An 18,597-nucleotide genomic window follows, 5' to 3' on the forward strand; every position below is an offset into this window, starting at 1 on the left:
CGTCATCAACTACGGCATCGAATTACTCGGCCGGCACATTGAAAAGCGGGTGGCCCTGCCATGACTCAAGCTCAAGTTGCTTCACAGGATCAGGCACTGCTGGACATTCGCGGCCTGCACAAACAGTACGGCACGGTGGAAGTGCTCAAGGGTGTCGACCTGAGCATGCAGCGCGGCAACGTCGTCACGCTGATCGGCTCCAGCGGTTCGGGCAAAACCACGCTGCTGCGTTGCGTGAACATGCTCGAAGAATTCCAGGGCGGGCAGATCCTGCTCGACGGCGAGTCCATCGGCTACGACGAGGTCAACGGTAAACGTGTGCGCCATGCGGAAAAGGTCATTGCCCGCCATCGTGCGATGACCGGCATGGCCTTCCAGCAATTCAACCTGTTCCCGCACCTGACCGCGTTGCAGAACGTCACCTTGGGCCTGCTCAAGGTGAAGAAAATGCACAAGGACGAAGCCGTGGTGCTTGCCGAAAAATGGCTGGAGCGTGTCGGCCTGCTGGAGCGGCGCAATCACTTTCCCGGTCAGTTGTCCGGCGGCCAGCAACAACGCGTGGCGATTGCCCGAGCGATTGCGATGAACCCGAGCCTGATGCTCTTCGATGAGGTCACTTCGGCCCTCGACCCGGAACTGGTCGGTGAGGTGCTCAACGTGATCAAAGGGCTGGCCGAGGACGGCATGACCATGTTGCTGGTGACCCACGAAATGCGTTTCGCCTTCGAGGTCTCGGACAAGATCGTTTTCATGAATCAAGGGCGAATCGAAGAGCAGGGGCCTCCCAAGGAACTGTTCGAACGCCCGCAATCGCCGCGTCTGGCGGAATTTCTCAAAAGCACGCGGTTTTGAATCTGTACTTTTGCAATCAGGAGAAACACCCATGAGCATTACGCGTTACGGCACCGGCAGCACCGCCGCTGGCGGCCAGCCTCGTCCATTCGCCCGCGCAGTTGAAGCGGATGGCTGGCTGCATGTGTCCGGCCAGGTTCCGGCGGTGGATGGCGAGATCATCGTTGGTGGCATCGTCGAACAGACCCACCAGACCATGAAGAACCTGATCGCGATTCTCGAAGAGGCTGGTTATGGCCTTGAAGATGTGGTCCGCGCTGGCGTCTGGCTGGACGATCCACGGGATTTCAGCAGTTTCAACAAGGTCTTCGCCGAGTATTTCAAACCCGAACACGCCCCGGCGCGGGCCTGTGTGCAGGCGAGCATGATGGTTGATTGCAAGGTTGAGATTGACTGCATTGCCTACAAGAAGAAGGCCTGATACACGCCGATCGTTCCCACGCTCTGCGTGGGAATGCAGCCCGGGACGCTCTGCGCCCTAAAAGTGGACGCGGAGCGTCCGGTGAGGCATTCCCACGCGGAGCATGGGAACGATCATTGGCTGTAAACTCCCGGCGACTTTGAATGGAAACCACTGACATGACCGAAGACACCATCAAGCGCCGGGCACGCGGTCTGGACCGGGCGTTCGATATCCTCGATTTTCTCAAGGAAATCGGCCAGCCCCTGCGCCCCAACGACATCGCCAATGGCATCGGCAGTCCGAAATCGACGGTCTACGAACTGGTCTCATCCTTGCTGGAGCGACGGATTCTCGAGCCGGTGGGCAAGGATGGCCACGTCTACCTTGGCCGCCAGTTGTACTTCCTTGGCCAGGCGCATCTGCGGCATTTCGACCTCAGCCGCGAGGCCGATCACGCCTTGCAGGAGATCGTCAGCCAGACCCGCGAAACTGCGCAGATGTGCCTGCTCAACGGGCGCAAATACACCGTCGCATTGATGAAGGAGGGTGAGCGGCATTTCCGCATTTCCTCCGACATCGGCGAAAACGCGCCGATCCCGTGGACGGCTTCCGGGCGTCTGTTGCTCGCGCACTTGAGCGATCAGCAGATCATCGACCTGATCGACGAAGACGACTACATCCTGCCCGACGGCGAACGCCTGCCACTGGAACGTTTTCTCGCAGAAATTCGTCAGGCTGGCGTCGATGGCTTCTTCTCCTTCGACAGCGTCGCCGACACCTTCACCCATTGCTTCGCCGCGCCGGTCAAAGACCCGCAAGGCGTGGCCATTTGCACGTTGTGCATCGTCGCCCCACGCGCCGATGCGAAAAACAATTACAACGACTATCGCCGGGTGCTGATCGAGAGCGCCAACAGCCTCGCCCGGCGGATCAACGAATAACCGCGGCTGCCTGCGGCCGCGCCTGTGAGGATTGGACCATGACCACTGCCATCAACTCTGCCGTAGAAAAAGGCGACGCCGCCATCGGTGCGCAATTGACCCGCGACGTCAGCCTGCCGGCGCTGGTGCTGCACCGCGAGGCGCTGGAGCACAATATTCGCTGGATGCAGAAATTTGTCAGCGACAGCGGCGCCGAACTGGCGCCCCACGGCAAAACCAGCATGACCCCGGCACTGTTCAAACGACAGCTCGACGCCGGCGCCTGGGGCATCACCCTCGCCAGCGCCACCCAGACCCGCGCGGCTTATGCCCACGGCGTGCGTCGCGTGTTGATGGCCAACCAGTTGGTCGGTACGCCGAACATGGCGTTGATTGCCGATCTGCTCGCCGATCCGACGTTCGATTTCCATTGTATGGTCGACCACCCGGACAACGTCGCCGACCTCGGGGCTTACTTCGCTTCCCGTGGGGACAAGCTCAACGTAATGATCGAATATGGCGTGGTCGGCGGCCGTTGCGGTTGCCGCAGCGAGCAGGAAGTCATCGAGTTGGCCAAGGCCATCGATGCGCAACCGGCACTGGCCTTCACCGGTATTGAAGGTTACGAAGGCGTGATTCATGGCGATCATGCGGTCAGTGGCATTCGCGAATTCGCCGCGTCGCTGGTTCGTCTCGCGGTGCAGCTACAGGACAGCGGCGCCTTTGCCATCGCCAGACCGATCATCACAGCGTCGGGTTCGGCCTGGTACGACCTGATCGCCGAATCTTTCGAAACCCAGAACGCCGCTGGCCGCTTCCTCAGCGTGTTGCGCCCGGGCAGTTATGTCGCGCACGACCATGGCATCTACAAAGAGGCGCAGTGCTGCGTGCTCGACCGTCGCAGCGACCTGCACGAAGGCCTGCGCCCGGCGCTGGAAGTCTGGGCTCATGTGCAGTCGCTGCCGGAACCGGGTTTTGCGGTGATCGCCCTGGGCAAGCGCGATGTCGCCTTCGATGCCGGTTTGCCGGTGCCGTTGTTGCGCTACAAGGCCGGCGTGGTGCCGGCGGCGGGGGATGATATCGGCGCGTGCAAGGTCACCGCGGTGATGGATCAGCATGCGTTCATGACCGTAGCGCCGGGTGTCGAGTTGCGGGTCGGCGACATCATTTCCTTTGGTACTTCGCATCCATGCCTGACGTTTGACAAATGGCGTGTTGGGTTGCTGGTGGATGAGCAGATGGCGGTCATCGAGACCATGGAGACTTGTTTCTAAGGCTTGAGATTGCGTTGCGGCGGCTATTCGCGAGCAGGCTCGCTCCCACAAGATCAATGCGTTCCATTGTGGGAGCGAGCCTGCTCGCGAAGACGCCCGCTTAGCCTCCACTGAACCACCCGAGATCCCACCCGATGAAAATCCTCAGCAACACCCCGCGCATCGCCCTGATCGGCGAGTGCATGATCGAACTGCAACAACGAGCCGACGGCAGTCTGCAGCAAAGCTTCGGTGGCGATACCCTCAACACGGCGGTGTACCTGTCCCGTGCGCTGGGCGACAAGGCGCAAGTCGACTACGTCACCGCGCTGGGCGATGACAGTTTCAGCGACGCCATGTGCCAGATCTGGCGCAGCGAAGGCATCGGCCTCGATCTGGTGCAGCGTTTGCCCGGTCGGCTGCCCGGTCTGTACTGCATCCAGACCGACGCCAACGGCGAACGGCGTTTCCTGTACTGGCGCAACGAAGCGGCGGTACGCGATTGCTTCACCACCCCTGCGGCCGAGCCGATCCTCGCGGCGTTGCCGCACTACGACGTGCTGTATTTCAGTGGGATCACCCTCGCCGTACTCGGAATGCAAGGCCGCGCCCGACTGATCAAGACCCTGATTGAAGCCAGACAGCGCGGCGCACGCATCGTTTTCGACAACAACTACCGCCCACGCCTGTGGGCGTCGGTGGAAGAGGCGCGGGCGGCGTATCGCAGCGTCCTGCCTTATGTCGATCTGGCTTTGCTGACGGTGGATGACGAACAGGCGTTGTTCGGGTTTGCCGATTGCGCTGAGGTGTTTGCCACGTACGCGCAGATCGGCACACCGGAAGTGGTGCTCAAGCGCGGCGCCGAGGCGTGTCTGATTCGTTGTCAGGGGGACGCGTTTGAAGTGCCGGCGCAGAAGGTCGATAAGGTTGTCGACACCACGGCGGCGGGGGATTCGTTCAGTGCGGCGTATCTGGCCAGGCGCTTGCTCGGCGGCAGTCCGGCAGAGGCGGCGCAAGCGGGACATGAATTGGCCAGTCGGGTGATACAGGTGCCTGGAGCGCTGATTCCCAGGTAATCAGAGAATGGCCGCTTGCTGCGCAATCGGTTCGCGAGCAGGCTCGCTCCCACAACGCGGTCGACATGTGGGAGCGAGCCTGCTCGCGAAGAAGCCTGGCAGCCAGCCGATCAATCCCGATAAAACACCTGCACCAGGTGATAACCAAACTTGCTCTTGATCGGCCCATGCACGGTGCGCAGCGGCTTCTTGAAAATCACCGCATCAATCGCGCCGACCATCTGCCCCGGCCGCACTTCGCCCAGGTCGCCGCCGCGTTTGCCGGACGGGCAGGTGGAAAATTTCTTCGCCAGCACATCGAACGCTTCGCCCTTGGCAATGCGCTGTTTGAGTTGTTCGGCCTCTTCGGCGGTTTTCACCAGAATGTGGCGGGCTTGGGCTTTCATCGTGCAATACCTGATAACGGGGTGACAGCGGGGCGCGCGATTATGCCTCAAGTCGCGGGGTCGGGTTGCTCAACTTGCGAATCTTGCTCGCCAGCACTTCAAGGACAAAGGGCTTGGCGACCATGTCCATGCCCTCTTCAAGAAAGCCCTGACGCTCGGCAGCAATCTGCGCGTAACCGGTCATGAACAGCACTTTAAGCCCCGGACGATGCTGCCGAGCAATCTCCGCCAACTGGCGCCCGTTCATGCCCGGCAGCCCGACATCGGTAACCAGCAGATCGACGCGTTGCACGGACTCGAGCACGGGCAGGGCGTTCGTGGCATTTTCCGCTTCGAAGGTGGTGTAGCCCAGTTCCTTGAGCAGATCGAGCACCAGCATGCGCACTGCCGGATCATCCTCGACCACAATCGCGGTCTCGCCTGAAGATGAAGCGGCAATCGGTTCGGCTTTCTCCACAGACGAGGATTCGGGCGTCGGCTCAAGCAAACGCGGCAAGTACAGACGTACACAAGTGCCTTGCCCCGGCACACTGTCGAGGCTGACATGGCCACCGGACTGCTGGGCGAAACCGTAGATCATCGACAGCCCCAGACCGGTACCCTGGCCGATCGGCTTGGTGGTAAAGAACGGATCGAACGCCTTGGAACGGATTGATGGGGTCATGCCGGTGCCGTTATCGCTGACCGCGAGCATCACGTATTCGCCGGCCTTCACGGGCTCGAGAATGGTGGTGTCGCTGCTGTCGAGATACACGTTCGCGGTCTGGATCAGCAACGTGCCGCCTTCGGGCATCGCATCGCGGGCATTGATCACCAGGTTGAGCAGGGCATTTTCCAGCTGGCTGACGTCGGTACTCACCGGCCACAAATCTTCGGGCAGGCGCAGTTGCAGCTCGATGGCATCGCCCTTGGTGCGGCGGATCAGGTCTTCCAGTGAATGCACCAGTTCATTGACGTGCAGTTGCTTGCGGTCCAGCGACTGGCGCCGCGAGAAGGCCAGCAAGCGATGCGTCAGCGCGGCCGCACGGTTGGCCGACGACACGGCCGCCTCGGTGAAGCGACCAATCTCATCGGCGCGACCGTTGGCGATGTAGCGCTGCATCAAGTCGAGGCTGCCGATGATGCCGGTGAGCATGTTGTTGAAGTCGTGGGCGATGCCGCCGGTGAGCTGGCCGACGGCTTCCATCTTCTGCGCGTGGCGCAAGGCGTCTTCGGCGCGCTCGCGTTCGAACATCTCGTTCTGCAAACGCTCGTTGGCCTGAGCCAGTTGCTCGGTGCGCGCGCTGACCCGCTCTTCGAGGGTCTCGTTGAGATTGCGCAGGGCTTCCTCGGTTTTCTTGCGCTCGGTTTCGTCGATGACAAAGATGTAGAAGCCATTCACTGCGCCGTCCGCGCCATGTCGCGGCAGATAATTCATGAGGGCATGACGGGTGCTGCCGTCGCGGTGCGGCGTGTAGAAACTGAAGGAGCAGGAGCGGCCGGCCAGTGCTTCGGCGATGTACGGCGCACGCAGGAAATACGCCTCTTCGCCGATGACTTCGCGGATCGTGCGCCCATACAACTCCTGCGGCGTCAGGCCGTACCAGTCCAGATAGGCTGCGTTGTTCAAGCGAAAGCGTTCTTCGGCGTCGACATAGCTGATCAGGATCGGCATGGCGTTGATGATCAACTGCAATTCGGTCTGGCTCTGACGCAGCGCCTGTTCCGTATGTTTGCGTTCGGTCAGGTCCAGCGCCGCGCCGAGAAAGCGCATCGGCCGACCATGATGATCCTTGTAGCAACGCCCGCGCGCGAACACCCAGCGCAGCGTGCCATCGGCCTGCAACAGGCGATATTCCTCGGCGTACTCGGTGCCATGGGTGATGCAGTACTTGATGCCGCGCGCGACCATGGCGCGGTCTTCGGGGTGCACCCCGTGCATGTATTCGCTGATCGGCAACTGCCCGGCCCTGGCCGGATCCACGCCGTGCAATTCGGCGAAGTGCGCATCGGCGATGAAACGGTCTTCGCCAATGTCCCAATCCCAGGTGCCGACGGCGTCGGTGGCGGCGAGGGCCAGTTGCAGACGCTCCTCGGACTGACGCTGGGCCTTGAGGCTTTCTTCGGAACGACGCTGCAATTCCAGGGCAATGCGTCGGCGCTCGTTGGTTTCGATGGCGGTGATCAGAATCCCCGCCACCTGTGCGGTTTCATCGCGAATCGGGCTGTAGGTCAGATCCAGCCAGAAATCGGTTTTTTTGCCGTCCCGCTGCACGCTGAACCGCTGCTCGCTGAAGCTGCGCACCTGGCCCTGCAGCACCGCTTGGTATATCGGCTCGGCAAAATCCCTCACTTCCGGCCAGACCTCATGCGTCGGCTGGCCGAAGGCTTCGGGATGTTTGCTCCCAGCGAGCAGGGCAAAGCCATTGTTGTAGATCTGCGTGAGTTGCGGACCCCATAACAGCAGCATCGGCATCGGCGAATGAATCACGATGTCCACCGCCGTGCGCAGGCTCTGCGGCCAGGTGCCGGCGGTGCCCAGCGGGCTGCGGCTCCAGTCGGTGCGGGCAATCAGGGCCTGAGCGTCATCGGTGGCGGGTACAGCATTCATGTTTCAATCCTGAGCGTGGTTCGGTGAGACGGGGTCTATCATTGTTGCAGGAGCCGCGCCAAGCGTCGGCCAAATTTGCTCATTCAATGCTTCGCGGGTGCTTTCAGCCATGGAAATCGATGCACTGTTGTCAATATTGTCGCAAAAAAACGGCTCGGATCTGTTCCTCTCTACCGGCGCAGCGCCGAGTGCGCGCATTGATGGCGTGCTGACGGCGCTCAGCGATCAGCCATTCAAACCCGGCGAAACCGCGGCCATCGCCACCTCCCTGATGGACGCCGAGCAGCGCCGGGAGTTCGACCGGGATCTGGAAATGAACCTGGCAATCTCCCGAACGGGCGTCGGGCGGTTCCGGGTGAACATTTTCAAGCAGCGCAACGACGTTTCGATCGTGATCCGCAACGTCAAGGTCGACATCCCGCGATTCGAAGACCTGAAGCTGCCGCCGGTGTTGCTGGAAACGGTGATGCTCAAACGTGGCCTGATTCTTTTTGTCGGCGCGACCAGTTCAGGCAAGTCGACTTCGCTGGCGGCACTCATCGATCACCGCAACCGTCACAGTGCCGGACACATTGTGACGATCGAAGACCCGATCGAATATATCCATCGGCACAAGCGCTCGATCATCAATCAGCGTGAAGTCGGCGTAGATACCCGAAGCTTTCATGCGGCTTTGAAGAACACTCTGCGCCAGGCTCCGGATGTTGTATTGATTGGTGAGATCCGTGACCGCGAAACCATGGAGCATGCACTGTCATTCGCTGATACCGGCCATCTTGTGTTGTCGACGCTGCATGCGACCAATGCCAATCAGGCACTGGATCGAATCATCAATATGTTTCCCGAGGAGAAGCGCGAACAGCTTTTGCAGACATTGGGCAACAACCTCAAAGCCTGTGTTTCGCAGCGTCTGGTCCGCACTGTCGATGGCCAAAGGCGCGCGGCAGTCGAAATTCTTCTGGGTACGCCGACCATCGCTGACCTGGTCCGACGCGGCCAGTTCGAAGAGCTCAAGCCGATGATGGAAAAATCGACCGGACTCGGTATGCAGACATTTGACGCGGCACTGTTTGCGCTGTTTGCAGAAGGTGCAATCAGTGAGCAGGAAGCATTGAAGAATGCCGATTCGGTGAATAACTTGAAGTTGCGAATCAAACTTCAGCACGACCAGGCAGGTGTTAACAATACAGGCACCGGCGAGTGGGGTTTGATGGATTGACTTGGTGTCTTCGATTGCATCGTGTGTTTGCACGGCAACAACACTTAATAATTGACTCGTGGTTCGGTTGTATGTGTTTGGGTAAAACGTCATCACGCTGAATGGTCAGCTAGTTGGTTTGATGAGGTTTTACTGTGAACGAAGTTAAGAAAAATAAAGTATTCCGCCCATCGAAAGTTGCGCTGGCTGAATGGAAGTATCGGTCTGCGGCAGATGCTACCGAGCGCGATATGGTTCTTCGGCATCTGGAAGATGCATTGAATGAGTACACTGAAGATCACGATATAGACTGGTATGGGCGTGAAGTAGAGTTGCAACCAGGCTCTTCACTGCATGAAATATATAACCCCGGCAGACTTCTGCTCAGTGAACTGCTGAAAACCGGGCCGGTCATAGGTGCAATCGGTCGAGAGGAGGCGCGCGAGCATAACGGCCTGGTTCGGATTACGCCGGAAGGCAAGATGGAAGTCCGTGCCGTCAGAGGTTGGGTAGATCTGGTTGCGGCGCAGTATTTTGAATACAGTCAACCTACGCGCTCGACGGTGAGTCTCATCGCCGACATTGCCGCAGTCGCCGGCGGTTTTGTATGGCCCGATCTGGATGTAACCCTGGATCAGTGGTTCAAGTTTCATGATATCGATCTGCCTGACACCAAGGCCAAGATCAGTAACTTGATCGGCTTGTTCAAGTTTTCACCCGAGGTCAGGGAGCCAGTTGCTTTTTGGGATCACTTTCAATCCGGTGAGCAGAGTCACAACGGGTTATCCGAAGAGCAATTTGCAGATATTCGTGGCGTCACCGCCAAATTGATGCCGAAGCGAAAACTGTTGTCAGCCTTGTACAACGTCACAGGGCGCGCGGATATATCTCACGAAACGGCGGCGCAGCGCCTCTTTGAATTTGTCGCCTATCCAGTTTCGCTGGATCTTGCCAGAAGTTATATCAAAGAGCTGAATTGGTACGGGGTGAATGACGGGCAAACGCTTTCCGAAAATATTCTCCGCCAATTGTTGATGACCGCGATTTTACTCGACCTGGACCCATCAATCGGCCATCGCCACTTGGTCGAACGGCGGGACCTGTACTCGCCAGACAATCTTGAGCGCCATCCATCAGAGATACTCGAGGAGTACACCGAGTTTGTGCGGAACAAGCGCTGGGTAGATCCGATATTGGCGCCTCTGGTGGTTCATCTTCTCCTGGCACGCAACGCGCCCGAATTTCTGGTCAGGAAAATTCCGACAGAGGTCACACTTGGATCGATCGCCTGGATCAAGTTCTGTCGCGCTGTAGTATTGGTCGAGGCGGTAAAGACCGGGGCCTCGCGGGAATTGACCTATGCACAGATCATCGCTTACGGCGAACTGGAGCCGGTCAGTGAAGCGCAGAAGCATATGCGCGATCTGGCGCTGATCGACCCGATCGTGGAGTGGGCGTTGCTCAACCGGATTATCTCCAGAGCCGAACTCGAAGAGGCAGAAGAAACCTGTACACGAAGGGCGATTGACGCGTTTGAGCACCACGCAGACCAATTCGCCCAGCTAGCTCGCGCATTTTCGACACCGTTACCCAACCGAGCGGAAATTGCCCGAACCCAATTGAGAAAAGCTGCACCGGGCTGCGACACACTGGACGAAAAGGCGCTATCCGAGAAAGGCGGACAGCAAATCATGTCCATGGTCGAGCTGCATCAATCGGGCGATCTGGTCACCGGTCAGTGGGACAGGCGCACCGTACGTTTGATCGTCAACGGATTGCTGCAACCTGCGATCAACTACAACCCTGCGGGTCTCAGTCTTTATCAGCGTTATCCGCGACTGCTGACGATTGAATCCTGTGACGAGGAAATGGATCGTCAGTTGGCCGTGCATTTCGAAGCGGTGAACGGCGGCATGATGTCTGCCGTCAAGCTGGCGTTGGCACACATGCCGGAAGCGGATCTGCAAGTGTTCATGAATGCTGACATTCATTTTTTTACCGTGCGTGAATCGGCATCCTATGTGACTACGCGCCGGGCCGGCGGACCTTTGAATGTAGGGCTTGAACAAGAAACACAACAAAGCCGGGATGCCGCCACGGGACGCTTCGGCGTTGTGATGTACACGTCTGATGAAGACGCTGATCTTTGTTATGAATTATTCACTTCGCGTGCAGAAACCCGCAGGAATGATGCGCTGGGTGCTTTCATCAGACGGGAAAAAAAGCTTCAGCAACGCTCAAGAATGAGCGCCAGTGCCAACATGACGACGCCCCTGAGCAACACCCTGACCCAGAGCGTTCCGCTGAACATCAGGCGCTATACCCGTGCCGCGGCCGAGGACGCTTCGATCAGCAGCAGTATGGCGATCATCGATTACTTCGGCGCGCTGAAAGCACCAGCGCAATCTACGCAGTTGCGACCAGGGTTCTATCAGAAATTCAACGACCCTAACATCGTGCGCATCGCCGGGTTTCTCGCCGAGAACAGACCCTTCCTGAATAAAACCGAGCTCAGAGAGCTCGTGCGTGTACCGACGCCGCTCGAACTCTCCCGGGAAGAGGGCGAACGCTTGCTGACTTACTTCATCGACCTGTTGGTGCCGTTCAAAAAATGCATCGAGGACATCGCCTCGGGCGAACACAACAAGATGGTGGACGGGGTTTACGGATGTTTGATGGACGGCATCGGCCTGGTGGGAACAGTGGCTGGTGCCAGCTCGAAGGCGCTGAGTATTTCCACCAGGGCCATTTCCACTACTGCCAAGGCCGCGCGTTTCACCCGGCTGGCGTTTACTTCGGCCATCTCGCTTTTCAATCCCTTCGACGGTGTGCCCTCTGGTCTGCAGGCGGGCGGTAAACTGGTACACAAGGGCCTGCTGCGGTTCAACAAGAACACTCATGACCTGATTACTCTGGCCAGGGGGCAATTGCACAGGATCAGCGGTCGCCGGCAATCCTATGATCTGCTTGAAGCGGCCGATAACGCGCAATTCGGGTTGGGTAGCTGGCGGCCACGCGGGGCTACGCATGAAGCCGTCGCCGTGCTGGCCGCGCGCAGTGGTGACAAATGGTACTCGCTGAATCGACGCGGCAACTTGTGGGGCAAGTCTCTGGAGGGTTTTGTGTATCAAGCCCCCTTGCAACTGCCTGCTTCGCCGCGCACGTTGCCGCTCAGTTACACGCGCAAGTTCATCGAGCAAAGCCTGCCCCGTGCACGGGCCAAGATCGACAACGCATTGGAAATCTTCAACCGTCATGATTTCAAACGCGATCGCGACGCGCTGATGAAGATCGTGTTCGGCGATGCTTCTCAGGTGTCCACTGATCGGCTGGTGAACTACTTGCGTTTGATCCGCTTCGATTTCGCCGGGTTCTCCTTGAGCAACATGGTTCTCGACGGCCTCAAGATCAACGACACCCTGGCATCGTTCGATGCAAACAATTACCAGCGCTGGAAAGACGCGGGTTCGAGCGGTGATTGCGCTATAGCGTTTGTTGAGGTCTACACGAAAAACTTCAATCGACACTTCGTCAGCATGGGTCTGAACCACGATGTGATCGCCGACGACCTGATTCATGAGCTGTTCCACGCCAGCGCACAAACCGACGATGTCGGTTATGCCACGGACGCCGTGCATGCCAGTGACAGCGGACAGCAGCTGGATGTGTCCGTTTTGCTCAATCTGGGGGCAGGTTGCCTGGCGCAGTCGCAGAGCGGCACTGACTGTCATGCGCCGTCCAGAGCCTTCGAAAACGCCGACTCGCTCACGCTGGTCACCTCATTGCTGAGTCAACTGATCACTGACGAGGTCACTTTCGATCAAAACATGACTGTTCTTGACAGTGCGCTCGAGGCCAGTGCGGGCCGGGCGATTGGCGAGCCGGTGGTCATTACCTTGAACAAACCTCGTTGATGAAAAGCACTGCCGCCAGCCTGTCGGATGAGGGCGTCAGTGCCGATTTCAATCAGCCAGTTCCGGTCGATCCCGAAACTGCTCCAGCGCTTCGGGATTGGCCAGTGCATCGGTGTTTTTTACCGGCCTTCCATGCACGACATCACGCACCGCCAGCTCCACGACTTTGCCGCTGATGGTGCGCGGTATGTCCGTCACTGCAACGATCCGCGCCGGGACATGCCTCGGCGTGGTATTGGCGCGGATCACCTCGCGGATTCGCTGTTCGAGTCCTTGATCGAGTTCGACACCATCGCGCAAACGCACGAACAGCACGACCCGTACATCATCCTGCCACTGCTGACCGATGGCGACGCTGTCCAGTACCTCGGTGATTTTCTCGACCTGACGATAGATTTCCGCCGTGCCGATGCGCACGCCGCCCGGGTTCAATACCGCATCCGAGCGGCCATGGATGATCATCGCGCCGTGGGGCAACTGTTCGGCGTAATCACCTTGTGCCCAGACGCCGGGGAACAGACTGAAGTAGGACTGGCGGAGTTTTGAGCCGTCGGGGTCATTCCACAAGCCGATCGGCATCGCCGGGAAATGCCGTGTGCAGACCAGCTCACCTTTCTCGCCGATCACCGGTTGGCCAGCGTCGTTCCACACCTCGACGGCCATGCCCAGGCTCTTGCCCATGATTTCTCCGCGACGTACCGCTGACAGCGGGTTGCCATTGACGAAGCACGAAACGATGTCGGTACCACCGGACATTGAAGCCAGGCACACATCGGTTTTGAAGTCGCGGTAAACGAAATCGTAGCTTTGCGGTGACAAAGCCGAGCCTGTGCAGAGCAGGGTTTTCAAACTGCTCAAGTCATGACTTTCGCGGGGCCTGGTGCCGCTGCTTTCCAATGTGGCAAGGAATTTCGGACTGGTGCCAAACACACTGATGCGTTCGTCGTCGATCAGATCGAGCAAGCGCTGATGGTCCGGATAAAACGGCGAGCCGTCGTAGAGCACCACGGCGCTGCCAACCGCGAGCGCCGAAACCAGCCAGTTCCACATCATCCAGCCGCAGGTCGTGTAGTAGAACAAGCGGTCACCGGGACCGAGGTCGCAGTGCAAACCATGTTCCTTGACGTGTTGCAGCAGCACACCGCCGGTGCTGTGGACGATGCATTTCGGCACGCCAGTGGTACCGCTGGAGTACAGCACGTAGAGCGGATGATTGAACGGCACCGGGGTGAAATCCGGTTCGCCGCCGGGTTGATAAAAATCCTCCCAGAAGCAGACATCGGCCAGGGTTTGGTAATCCTCGATGCGCGCTTGCGGACGGGCGTACGGGACGATGATCAACTGCTGCAGTGACGGCAGTTGTGCCAGGATTTCGTTGAGCTTGGCGGTCTGATCCAGGATTTTTCCGGCGTATTGATAACCGGCACAGGTGAGCAGCACTTTCGGTTCGATCTGGCCAAAGCGATCGATCACGCCGTGGGTGCCGAAGTCCGGCGACGAGCAGGACCAGATCGCGCCGAGGCTGGTGGTGGCCAACATCGCCACCAGGGTTTGCCAGGTGTTGGGCATGCACGCCGCCACGCGATCACCCAGGCCAACGCCTGTTGCGCGCAGGCTCGCCTGAAAACCGGCGACGTGTTCGGCCAGTTCGGCCCAGGTCAGTTGTTCGCGCTGGCCGTTTTCCGCCACAGCAACCACCGCCACGGCATCGTCGCGGCGGCGCAGCAGGTGTTCGGCAAAGTTCAGCGTCGCGCCCGGAAACCACTCGGCGCTGGGCATTTCCGCACCTTCACGCAAGATGGCGTCGGGCTGGGTGTGAAAGCGGATGTCGAAGAAATCGACGATCGCCTGCCAGAACGCCGGGCGCTGATCGATGCTCCATTGGTGCAGGGCAGGGAAGTCGTCGAGCTTAAGCGAATGCCGCTGATTGATTTCGCGCCGGAAAACGTCCATACGCGAACCGGCGATATGCTGGGCGTCGGGTTGCCAGAGGATGTCGGACATGGGTTTGCCTCTTCTTATCGGATTCGCGAGCTGGCTCGCTCCCACAATGGCCAGGTGTTTATTGCGCCAGCCAGCCACCATCAATATTCCACGCCGCGCCGCGCACCTGGCTGCCGGCTTCACTGCACAAGAACAACACCAGCTCACCCAGATGCTGCGGTGTAACGAACTCCAGCGACGGCTGTTTTTCCGCCAGCAGATCATGCTGCGCCTGCTGCGGATCGACACCCTTGGCCGCGCGATCATCGATCTGCTTCTGCACCAGCGGCGTCAACACCCAGCCCGGACAGATCGCATTGCAGGTGACATTGCTGGTCGCGGTTTCCAGCCCGACTACTTTGGTCAGACCGATCACGCCATGCTTGGCGGCGACGTACGCGGCTTTGCCGGTGGAGCCGACCTGGCCGTGCACCGAGGCGATATTGATGATGCGCCCCCAGTTCTTGCGGCGCATGCCCGGCAGGCTCAACCGCGTGCTGTGAAATACCGATGACAGGTTGATCGCGATGATCGAATCCCAGCGCTCAACAGGAAACTCTTCTACGGCCGCAACGTGCTGAATGCCGGCGTTGTTGACCAGAATGTCGACGCCGCCAAACTCGCGCTCGGCGTAGGCGACCATGTCGGCAATCTGCGCCGGGTCGCTGACATCGGCGGGGTGATGGCCGACCTTGCCGCCGTACTGAGCGACGTCGGCGATCACCTTCGAGGCGTCGCCGAAGCCATTGAGAATCAGGTTGGCGCCCGCTTTTGCGAGAGTCAGCGCGATGCCCAGGCCGATGCCGCTGGTGGAGCCGGTTACCAACGCTGTCTTGCCGGAAAGAGTGGTCATGAATACCTCACACAATGCCAGTGGCGTAGAAAGTGCCGATCACCACGAAAACCGCGAGGGTCTTGATCAGCGTAATACAGAAAATGTCTTTGTAGGCTTCGCGGTGGGTCAGTCCGGTCACCGCCAGCAGCGTGATCACCGCGCCGTTGTGCGGCAGGGTGTCCATGCCGCCGCTGGCCATCGCGGCCACGCGGTGCAGCACTTCCAGCGGGATATTCGCCGCGTGCGCTGCACTGATGAACTGCTCGGACATCGCCGCCAGCGCGATGCTCATGCCGCCCGACGCCGATCCGGTAATGCCGGCGAGCAGTGTCACGGTAATCGCTTCGTTGACCAACGGATTGGGAATCTGCTTGAGCCAGTCGGCCAGCACCAGGAACCCCGGCAGCGAAGCGATTACCGCACCAAAGCCGTATTCAGACGCGGTGTTCATGGCCGCGAGCAACGCACCGCTGACCGCGCTTTTGCTGCCTTCGGCGAGCTTGCTTTTGATCGCCTTGAAACCGAACGCCAGCACCATGAGGATGCCGACCAGCAACGCCGCCTGCACCGCCCAGATCGCCGTAAGCTTGGCGATTTCGGTAGTGACCGGCGCGGCCATGCCCGGCAGCGCTAGGCTGTGGGTCTTGCCGTACCACTGCGGAATCCACTGGGTGAACAGCAGGTTCATGATGCCCACGGCCAGCAATGGCGACAGGGCAATCCACGGGTTGGGCAGCTTCAGGTCTTCGGCGGTTTCCGGTTCGTTGCGAAGTTCAGTGCCGTAGCCTTCGCCGGCACGTTGCGCCTTGTTGCGTTGGCGCTGCAGAAACAGCATGCCGGCGCAGAACACGAAAATCGTGCCGATCACCCCCAGCCACGGCGCCGCCCATGCGGTGGTGTTGAAGAAGGTGCTGGGGATGATGTTCTGGATCTGCGGCGTGCCGGGCAGGGCGTCCATGGTGAACGAGAATGCGCCGAGGGCAATGGTCGCCGGGATCAGGCGTTTGGGAATATTGCTCTGGCGGAACATCTCCGCTGCAAACGGGTAAACAGCGAAGACGACGACGAACAACGACACGCCGCCGTAGGTGAGCAGGGCGCAGACCAGCACGATCACCAGCATCGCTTGTTTAGTCCCGAGCAAGCGAATCGCAGCGGCCACGATCGAGCGCGAGAAGCCGGACAGTTCGATGAGCTTGCCGAACACCGCGCCGAGCAGGAATACCGGGAAATAGAGCTTGATGAAACCGACCATCTTGTCCATGAACACCCCGGTGAAAGCAGGGGCAACGGCGGACGGATCGGTGAGCAGGACCGCGCCGAGGGCGGCGATCGGGGCAAAGAGGATGACGCTGTAGCCACGGTAGGCGGCGAGCATCAGCAGCGTCAGGGCTGCCAAGGCAATGATCACACTCATGGTGTGTCTCTCCAGGATTGTTATTTTTGTGGGTGGAACGGGTGTGGAGAGTGGGTTAGCGAGATTTGTGCCAATCTCCTAACTGGTTGAAATATAACGAAATTTGATCCGGGTCGCGTTCTGGTAGCTGTTTTTGTCTCTTAGTTGAGATTTTCTTTGAGTGGGCCGGCGCCTTCGCGAGCAGGCTCGCTCCCACATTGGTCATGCATTCCCCTGTGGGAGCGAGCCTGCTCGCGAAGCTTTTGCTCTAGTCTTAAAATGGAGATCGGATGTCTCTATATGTAGACTCAACGATCCCCAGCGCAGCCATTTTTTTGTACAGCGTCGACCGCCCCAGCCCCAGTCGAACCGCCGCCTCCGGCACTTTTCCCGCGCATTGCGCCAGGGTCGACTCGATCAACTGCCGATCAAACCGCGCCCGCGCCTGTGCAAATGTCTCCCCAGCGGAGGCTTGCATGCTCGGCTCGGACGTTCGCTCAACCGGAGTAAACGTGCCAATCGCGCCGCGAATATCCTGCTCGGTCAGCATCAGATCATCACTGAGCAACGCCGCCCGCTCCAGCACATTGCGCAACTCACGGATGTTGCCCGGCCAGGCATGCTGGCCGAGCAACGCCAGCGCATCGCGGTGCAGTTCATGCTGGCTGCGCAGTTCTTCGAGAATCGCCTCGCTCAGCGCCGGCAAATCGTCGAGACGTTCACGCAGCGGCGGCACCTGGATCGGCAGTACGTTGAGGCGGTAGTACAAATCGGCGCGAAATTCGCCGCGCTTGATCGCCGCCTGCAAATCCGTCGACGTCGCGGCGATTACCCGCACATCGCTCTGAATCACTTCATTGGAGCCGACCGGCTCGAACTCCTTTTCCTGCAACACGCGCAGCAGTTTGCTTTGCAGCGGCAGCGGCATATCGCCGATCTCATCGAGAAACAGCGTGCCACCCTGAGCGATTTGTAATTTACCGGTGCGGCCCTTGCGGTCAGCGCCGGTAAAGGCGCCGGGTGCCGTGCCAAAGAACTCGGCTTCCAGCAGCGCCTCGGGAATTGCCGCGCTGTTGATGCTGACGAAGGCTTTGTGTGCGCGGGGTGAGGCGCTGTGGATCGCTTGAGCAAGCAACTCTTTACCGGTGCCGGTTTCCCCCAGCAGCAAAACCGGCGAATCAGCACTGGCACTGCGCCGCGCACGGCGTTTGACTTCAAGGCTGGCAGCGCTGGTACCGATGAAGTGGGCGAAGTTGTATTTGGTCTGCCGCGCACGCAGTAGCGAGCGGGTCGAGGCGAGTTCTTCCTGCATGCTCAGGTAGCGCTTGAGCATCGGCGACAGCGTGCGCAACTCGTCGAACAGGGCAAAACCGATGGCGCCGATCACGCTGCCGGCGTCGTCGTGGATTGGCAGGCGCATCACCACCAGTGGTTCCTTTGGCGTGTCCTGCATGTCCAGCAGAATCGGCCGACCGGTGCGTACCACCTCGCGCAGCAGGCTGCCGGGGATCACGCTTTCGCAGGGTTTGCCGATAGCGCCTGCCGCTGAATCGAGACCGAAGCGCCGGGCGTAGCGTTCGTTCATCCAGACGATATTCGCATCGCGATCAACAATCACCGTGCCCTCACTGGATTGCTCGATGATCTCGAACAGCGAACGGATCGCCAGGGTGCGCACCCGTTGGTAGTCCTTGAGGCTTTCGGTGGTGTTCATGGAGGCTGATCCTGATTGTTTGTTGCCGGTACCGGTCCCTTCGCGAGCAGGCTCGCTCCCACAGGGGGCTGCATTCC

At 59.5% G+C, this 18,597-nt stretch carries 13 protein-coding genes; 7 read left to right on the top strand and 6 right to left on the bottom strand.

Annotated elements, in window-relative coordinates:
* Nucleotides 1-60: 60 nt before the first annotated feature.
* The 5 genes from D8U71_RS11770 to D8U71_RS11795 all read left to right on the top strand — a co-directional run bounded on the left by D8U71_RS11770 (nt 61) and on the right by D8U71_RS11795 (nt 4,504).
* Nucleotides 61-852, top strand: a complete 792-nt coding sequence (locus D8U71_RS11770) for an amino acid ABC transporter ATP-binding protein (protein ID WP_130887818.1) — start codon at nt 61-63, stop codon at nt 850-852.
* Between the two features lie 31 nt (nt 853-883).
* Nucleotides 884-1,273: a RidA family protein gene (locus tag D8U71_RS11775; RefSeq protein ID WP_016774497.1), complete on the top strand. Its 390-nt coding sequence runs from the start codon at nt 884-886 to the stop codon at nt 1,271-1,273.
* 158 nt (nt 1,274-1,431) lie between these two features.
* Nucleotides 1,432-2,196, top strand: coding sequence for an IclR family transcriptional regulator (locus D8U71_RS11785; RefSeq protein ID WP_130887820.1), 765 nt, complete (start codon nt 1,432-1,434; stop codon nt 2,194-2,196).
* 38 nt (nt 2,197-2,234) lie between these two features.
* Entirely contained in the window at nt 2,235-3,449 is a 1,215-nt protein-coding gene (locus D8U71_RS11790) for an amino acid deaminase (RefSeq protein WP_130887821.1), read from the top strand.
* 134 nt (nt 3,450-3,583) lie between these two features.
* The gene (locus tag D8U71_RS11795; protein ID WP_130887822.1) at nt 3,584-4,504 is read left to right on the top strand and encodes a sugar kinase; all 921 of its coding nucleotides are present in this window, start codon (nt 3,584-3,586) and stop codon (nt 4,502-4,504) included.
* Nucleotides 4,505-4,614: 110 nt separating this feature from the next.
* Here the strand turns inward: D8U71_RS11795 and D8U71_RS11800 are convergent, their stop codons facing one another.
* Nucleotides 4,615-4,890 (bottom strand): peptidylprolyl isomerase, encoded by a 276-nt coding sequence (locus D8U71_RS11800; protein WP_007912322.1) that lies wholly within the window; start codon nt 4,888-4,890, stop codon nt 4,615-4,617.
* Nucleotides 4,891-4,930: 40 nt separating this feature from the next.
* Nucleotides 4,931-7,480, bottom strand: a complete 2,550-nt coding sequence (locus D8U71_RS11805; RefSeq protein ID WP_130887823.1) for a PAS domain-containing protein — start codon at nt 7,478-7,480, stop codon at nt 4,931-4,933.
* 109 nt (nt 7,481-7,589) lie between these two features.
* Here D8U71_RS11805 and D8U71_RS11810 point away from each other — a divergent pair, with 109 nt between their 5' ends.
* Together D8U71_RS11810 and D8U71_RS11815 are read left to right on the top strand one after the other, a co-directional pair.
* On the top strand, nt 7,590-8,699 hold the full coding sequence (locus tag D8U71_RS11810; protein WP_130887824.1) for a PilT/PilU family type 4a pilus ATPase: 1,110 nt from the start codon (nt 7,590-7,592) through the stop codon (nt 8,697-8,699).
* Nucleotides 8,700-8,833: 134 nt separating this feature from the next.
* Complete coding sequence (locus D8U71_RS11815; RefSeq protein WP_130887825.1) at nt 8,834-12,592, top strand: hypothetical protein; 3,759 nt, start codon at nt 8,834-8,836, stop codon at nt 12,590-12,592.
* A 48-nt stretch (nt 12,593-12,640) separates the two neighbouring features.
* On the opposite strand, the gene D8U71_RS11820 is transcribed toward D8U71_RS11815, so the two are convergent.
* The 4 genes from D8U71_RS11820 to D8U71_RS11835 all read right to left on the bottom strand — a co-directional run bounded on the left by D8U71_RS11820 (nt 12,641) and on the right by D8U71_RS11835 (nt 18,520).
* On the bottom strand, nt 12,641-14,596 hold the full coding sequence (locus D8U71_RS11820) for an acetoacetate--CoA ligase (protein ID WP_130887826.1): 1,956 nt from the start codon (nt 14,594-14,596) through the stop codon (nt 12,641-12,643).
* A 58-nt stretch (nt 14,597-14,654) separates the two neighbouring features.
* Nucleotides 14,655-15,428: a 3-hydroxybutyrate dehydrogenase gene (hbdH, locus tag D8U71_RS11825; RefSeq protein WP_122880779.1), complete on the bottom strand. Its 774-nt coding sequence runs from the start codon at nt 15,426-15,428 to the stop codon at nt 14,655-14,657.
* 7 nt (nt 15,429-15,435) lie between these two features.
* Nucleotides 15,436-16,827: a GntP family permease gene (locus D8U71_RS11830; protein ID WP_016774505.1), complete on the bottom strand. Its 1,392-nt coding sequence runs from the start codon at nt 16,825-16,827 to the stop codon at nt 15,436-15,438.
* 253 nt (nt 16,828-17,080) lie between these two features.
* Nucleotides 17,081-18,520: a sigma 54-interacting transcriptional regulator gene (locus D8U71_RS11835; RefSeq protein WP_130887827.1), complete on the bottom strand. Its 1,440-nt coding sequence runs from the start codon at nt 18,518-18,520 to the stop codon at nt 17,081-17,083.
* Between the last annotated feature and the right edge of the window lie 77 nt (nt 18,521-18,597).

The organism is Pseudomonas sp. Sample_21 (assembly GCF_004307525.1).
Classification (GTDB): Bacteria; Pseudomonadota; Gammaproteobacteria; order Pseudomonadales; family Pseudomonadaceae; genus Aquipseudomonas; species Aquipseudomonas atacamensis.

What these genes read in the sequence shown, in the direction of transcription:
- D8U71_RS11805 (WP_130887823.1), bottom strand. Translation starts at nt 7,480, where the DNA reads ATGAATGCTGTACCCGCCACCGATGACGCTCAGGCCCTGATTGCCCGC.
- D8U71_RS11790 (WP_130887821.1), top strand. Translation starts at nt 2,235, where the DNA reads ATGACCACTGCCATCAACTCTGCCGTAGAAAAAGGCGACGCCGCCATC.
- D8U71_RS11820 (WP_130887826.1), bottom strand. Translation starts at nt 14,596, where the DNA reads ATGTCCGACATCCTCTGGCAACCCGACGCCCAGCATATCGCCGGTTCG.
- D8U71_RS11795 (WP_130887822.1), top strand. Translation starts at nt 3,584, where the DNA reads ATGAAAATCCTCAGCAACACCCCGCGCATCGCCCTGATCGGCGAGTGC.
- D8U71_RS11830 (WP_016774505.1), bottom strand. Translation starts at nt 16,827, where the DNA reads ATGAGTGTGATCATTGCCTTGGCAGCCCTGACGCTGCTGATGCTCGCC.
- D8U71_RS11785 (WP_130887820.1), top strand. Translation starts at nt 1,432, where the DNA reads ATGACCGAAGACACCATCAAGCGCCGGGCACGCGGTCTGGACCGGGCG.
- D8U71_RS11835 (WP_130887827.1), bottom strand. Translation starts at nt 18,520, where the DNA reads ATGAACACCACCGAAAGCCTCAAGGACTACCAACGGGTGCGCACCCTG.
- D8U71_RS11810 (WP_130887824.1), top strand. Translation starts at nt 7,590, where the DNA reads ATGGAAATCGATGCACTGTTGTCAATATTGTCGCAAAAAAACGGCTCG.
- hbdH (WP_122880779.1), bottom strand. Translation starts at nt 15,428, where the DNA reads ATGACCACTCTTTCCGGCAAGACAGCGTTGGTAACCGGCTCCACCAGC.
- D8U71_RS11800 (WP_007912322.1), bottom strand. Translation starts at nt 4,890, where the DNA reads ATGAAAGCCCAAGCCCGCCACATTCTGGTGAAAACCGCCGAAGAGGCC.
- D8U71_RS11775 (WP_016774497.1), top strand. Translation starts at nt 884, where the DNA reads ATGAGCATTACGCGTTACGGCACCGGCAGCACCGCCGCTGGCGGCCAG.
- D8U71_RS11770 (WP_130887818.1), top strand. Translation starts at nt 61, where the DNA reads ATGACTCAAGCTCAAGTTGCTTCACAGGATCAGGCACTGCTGGACATT.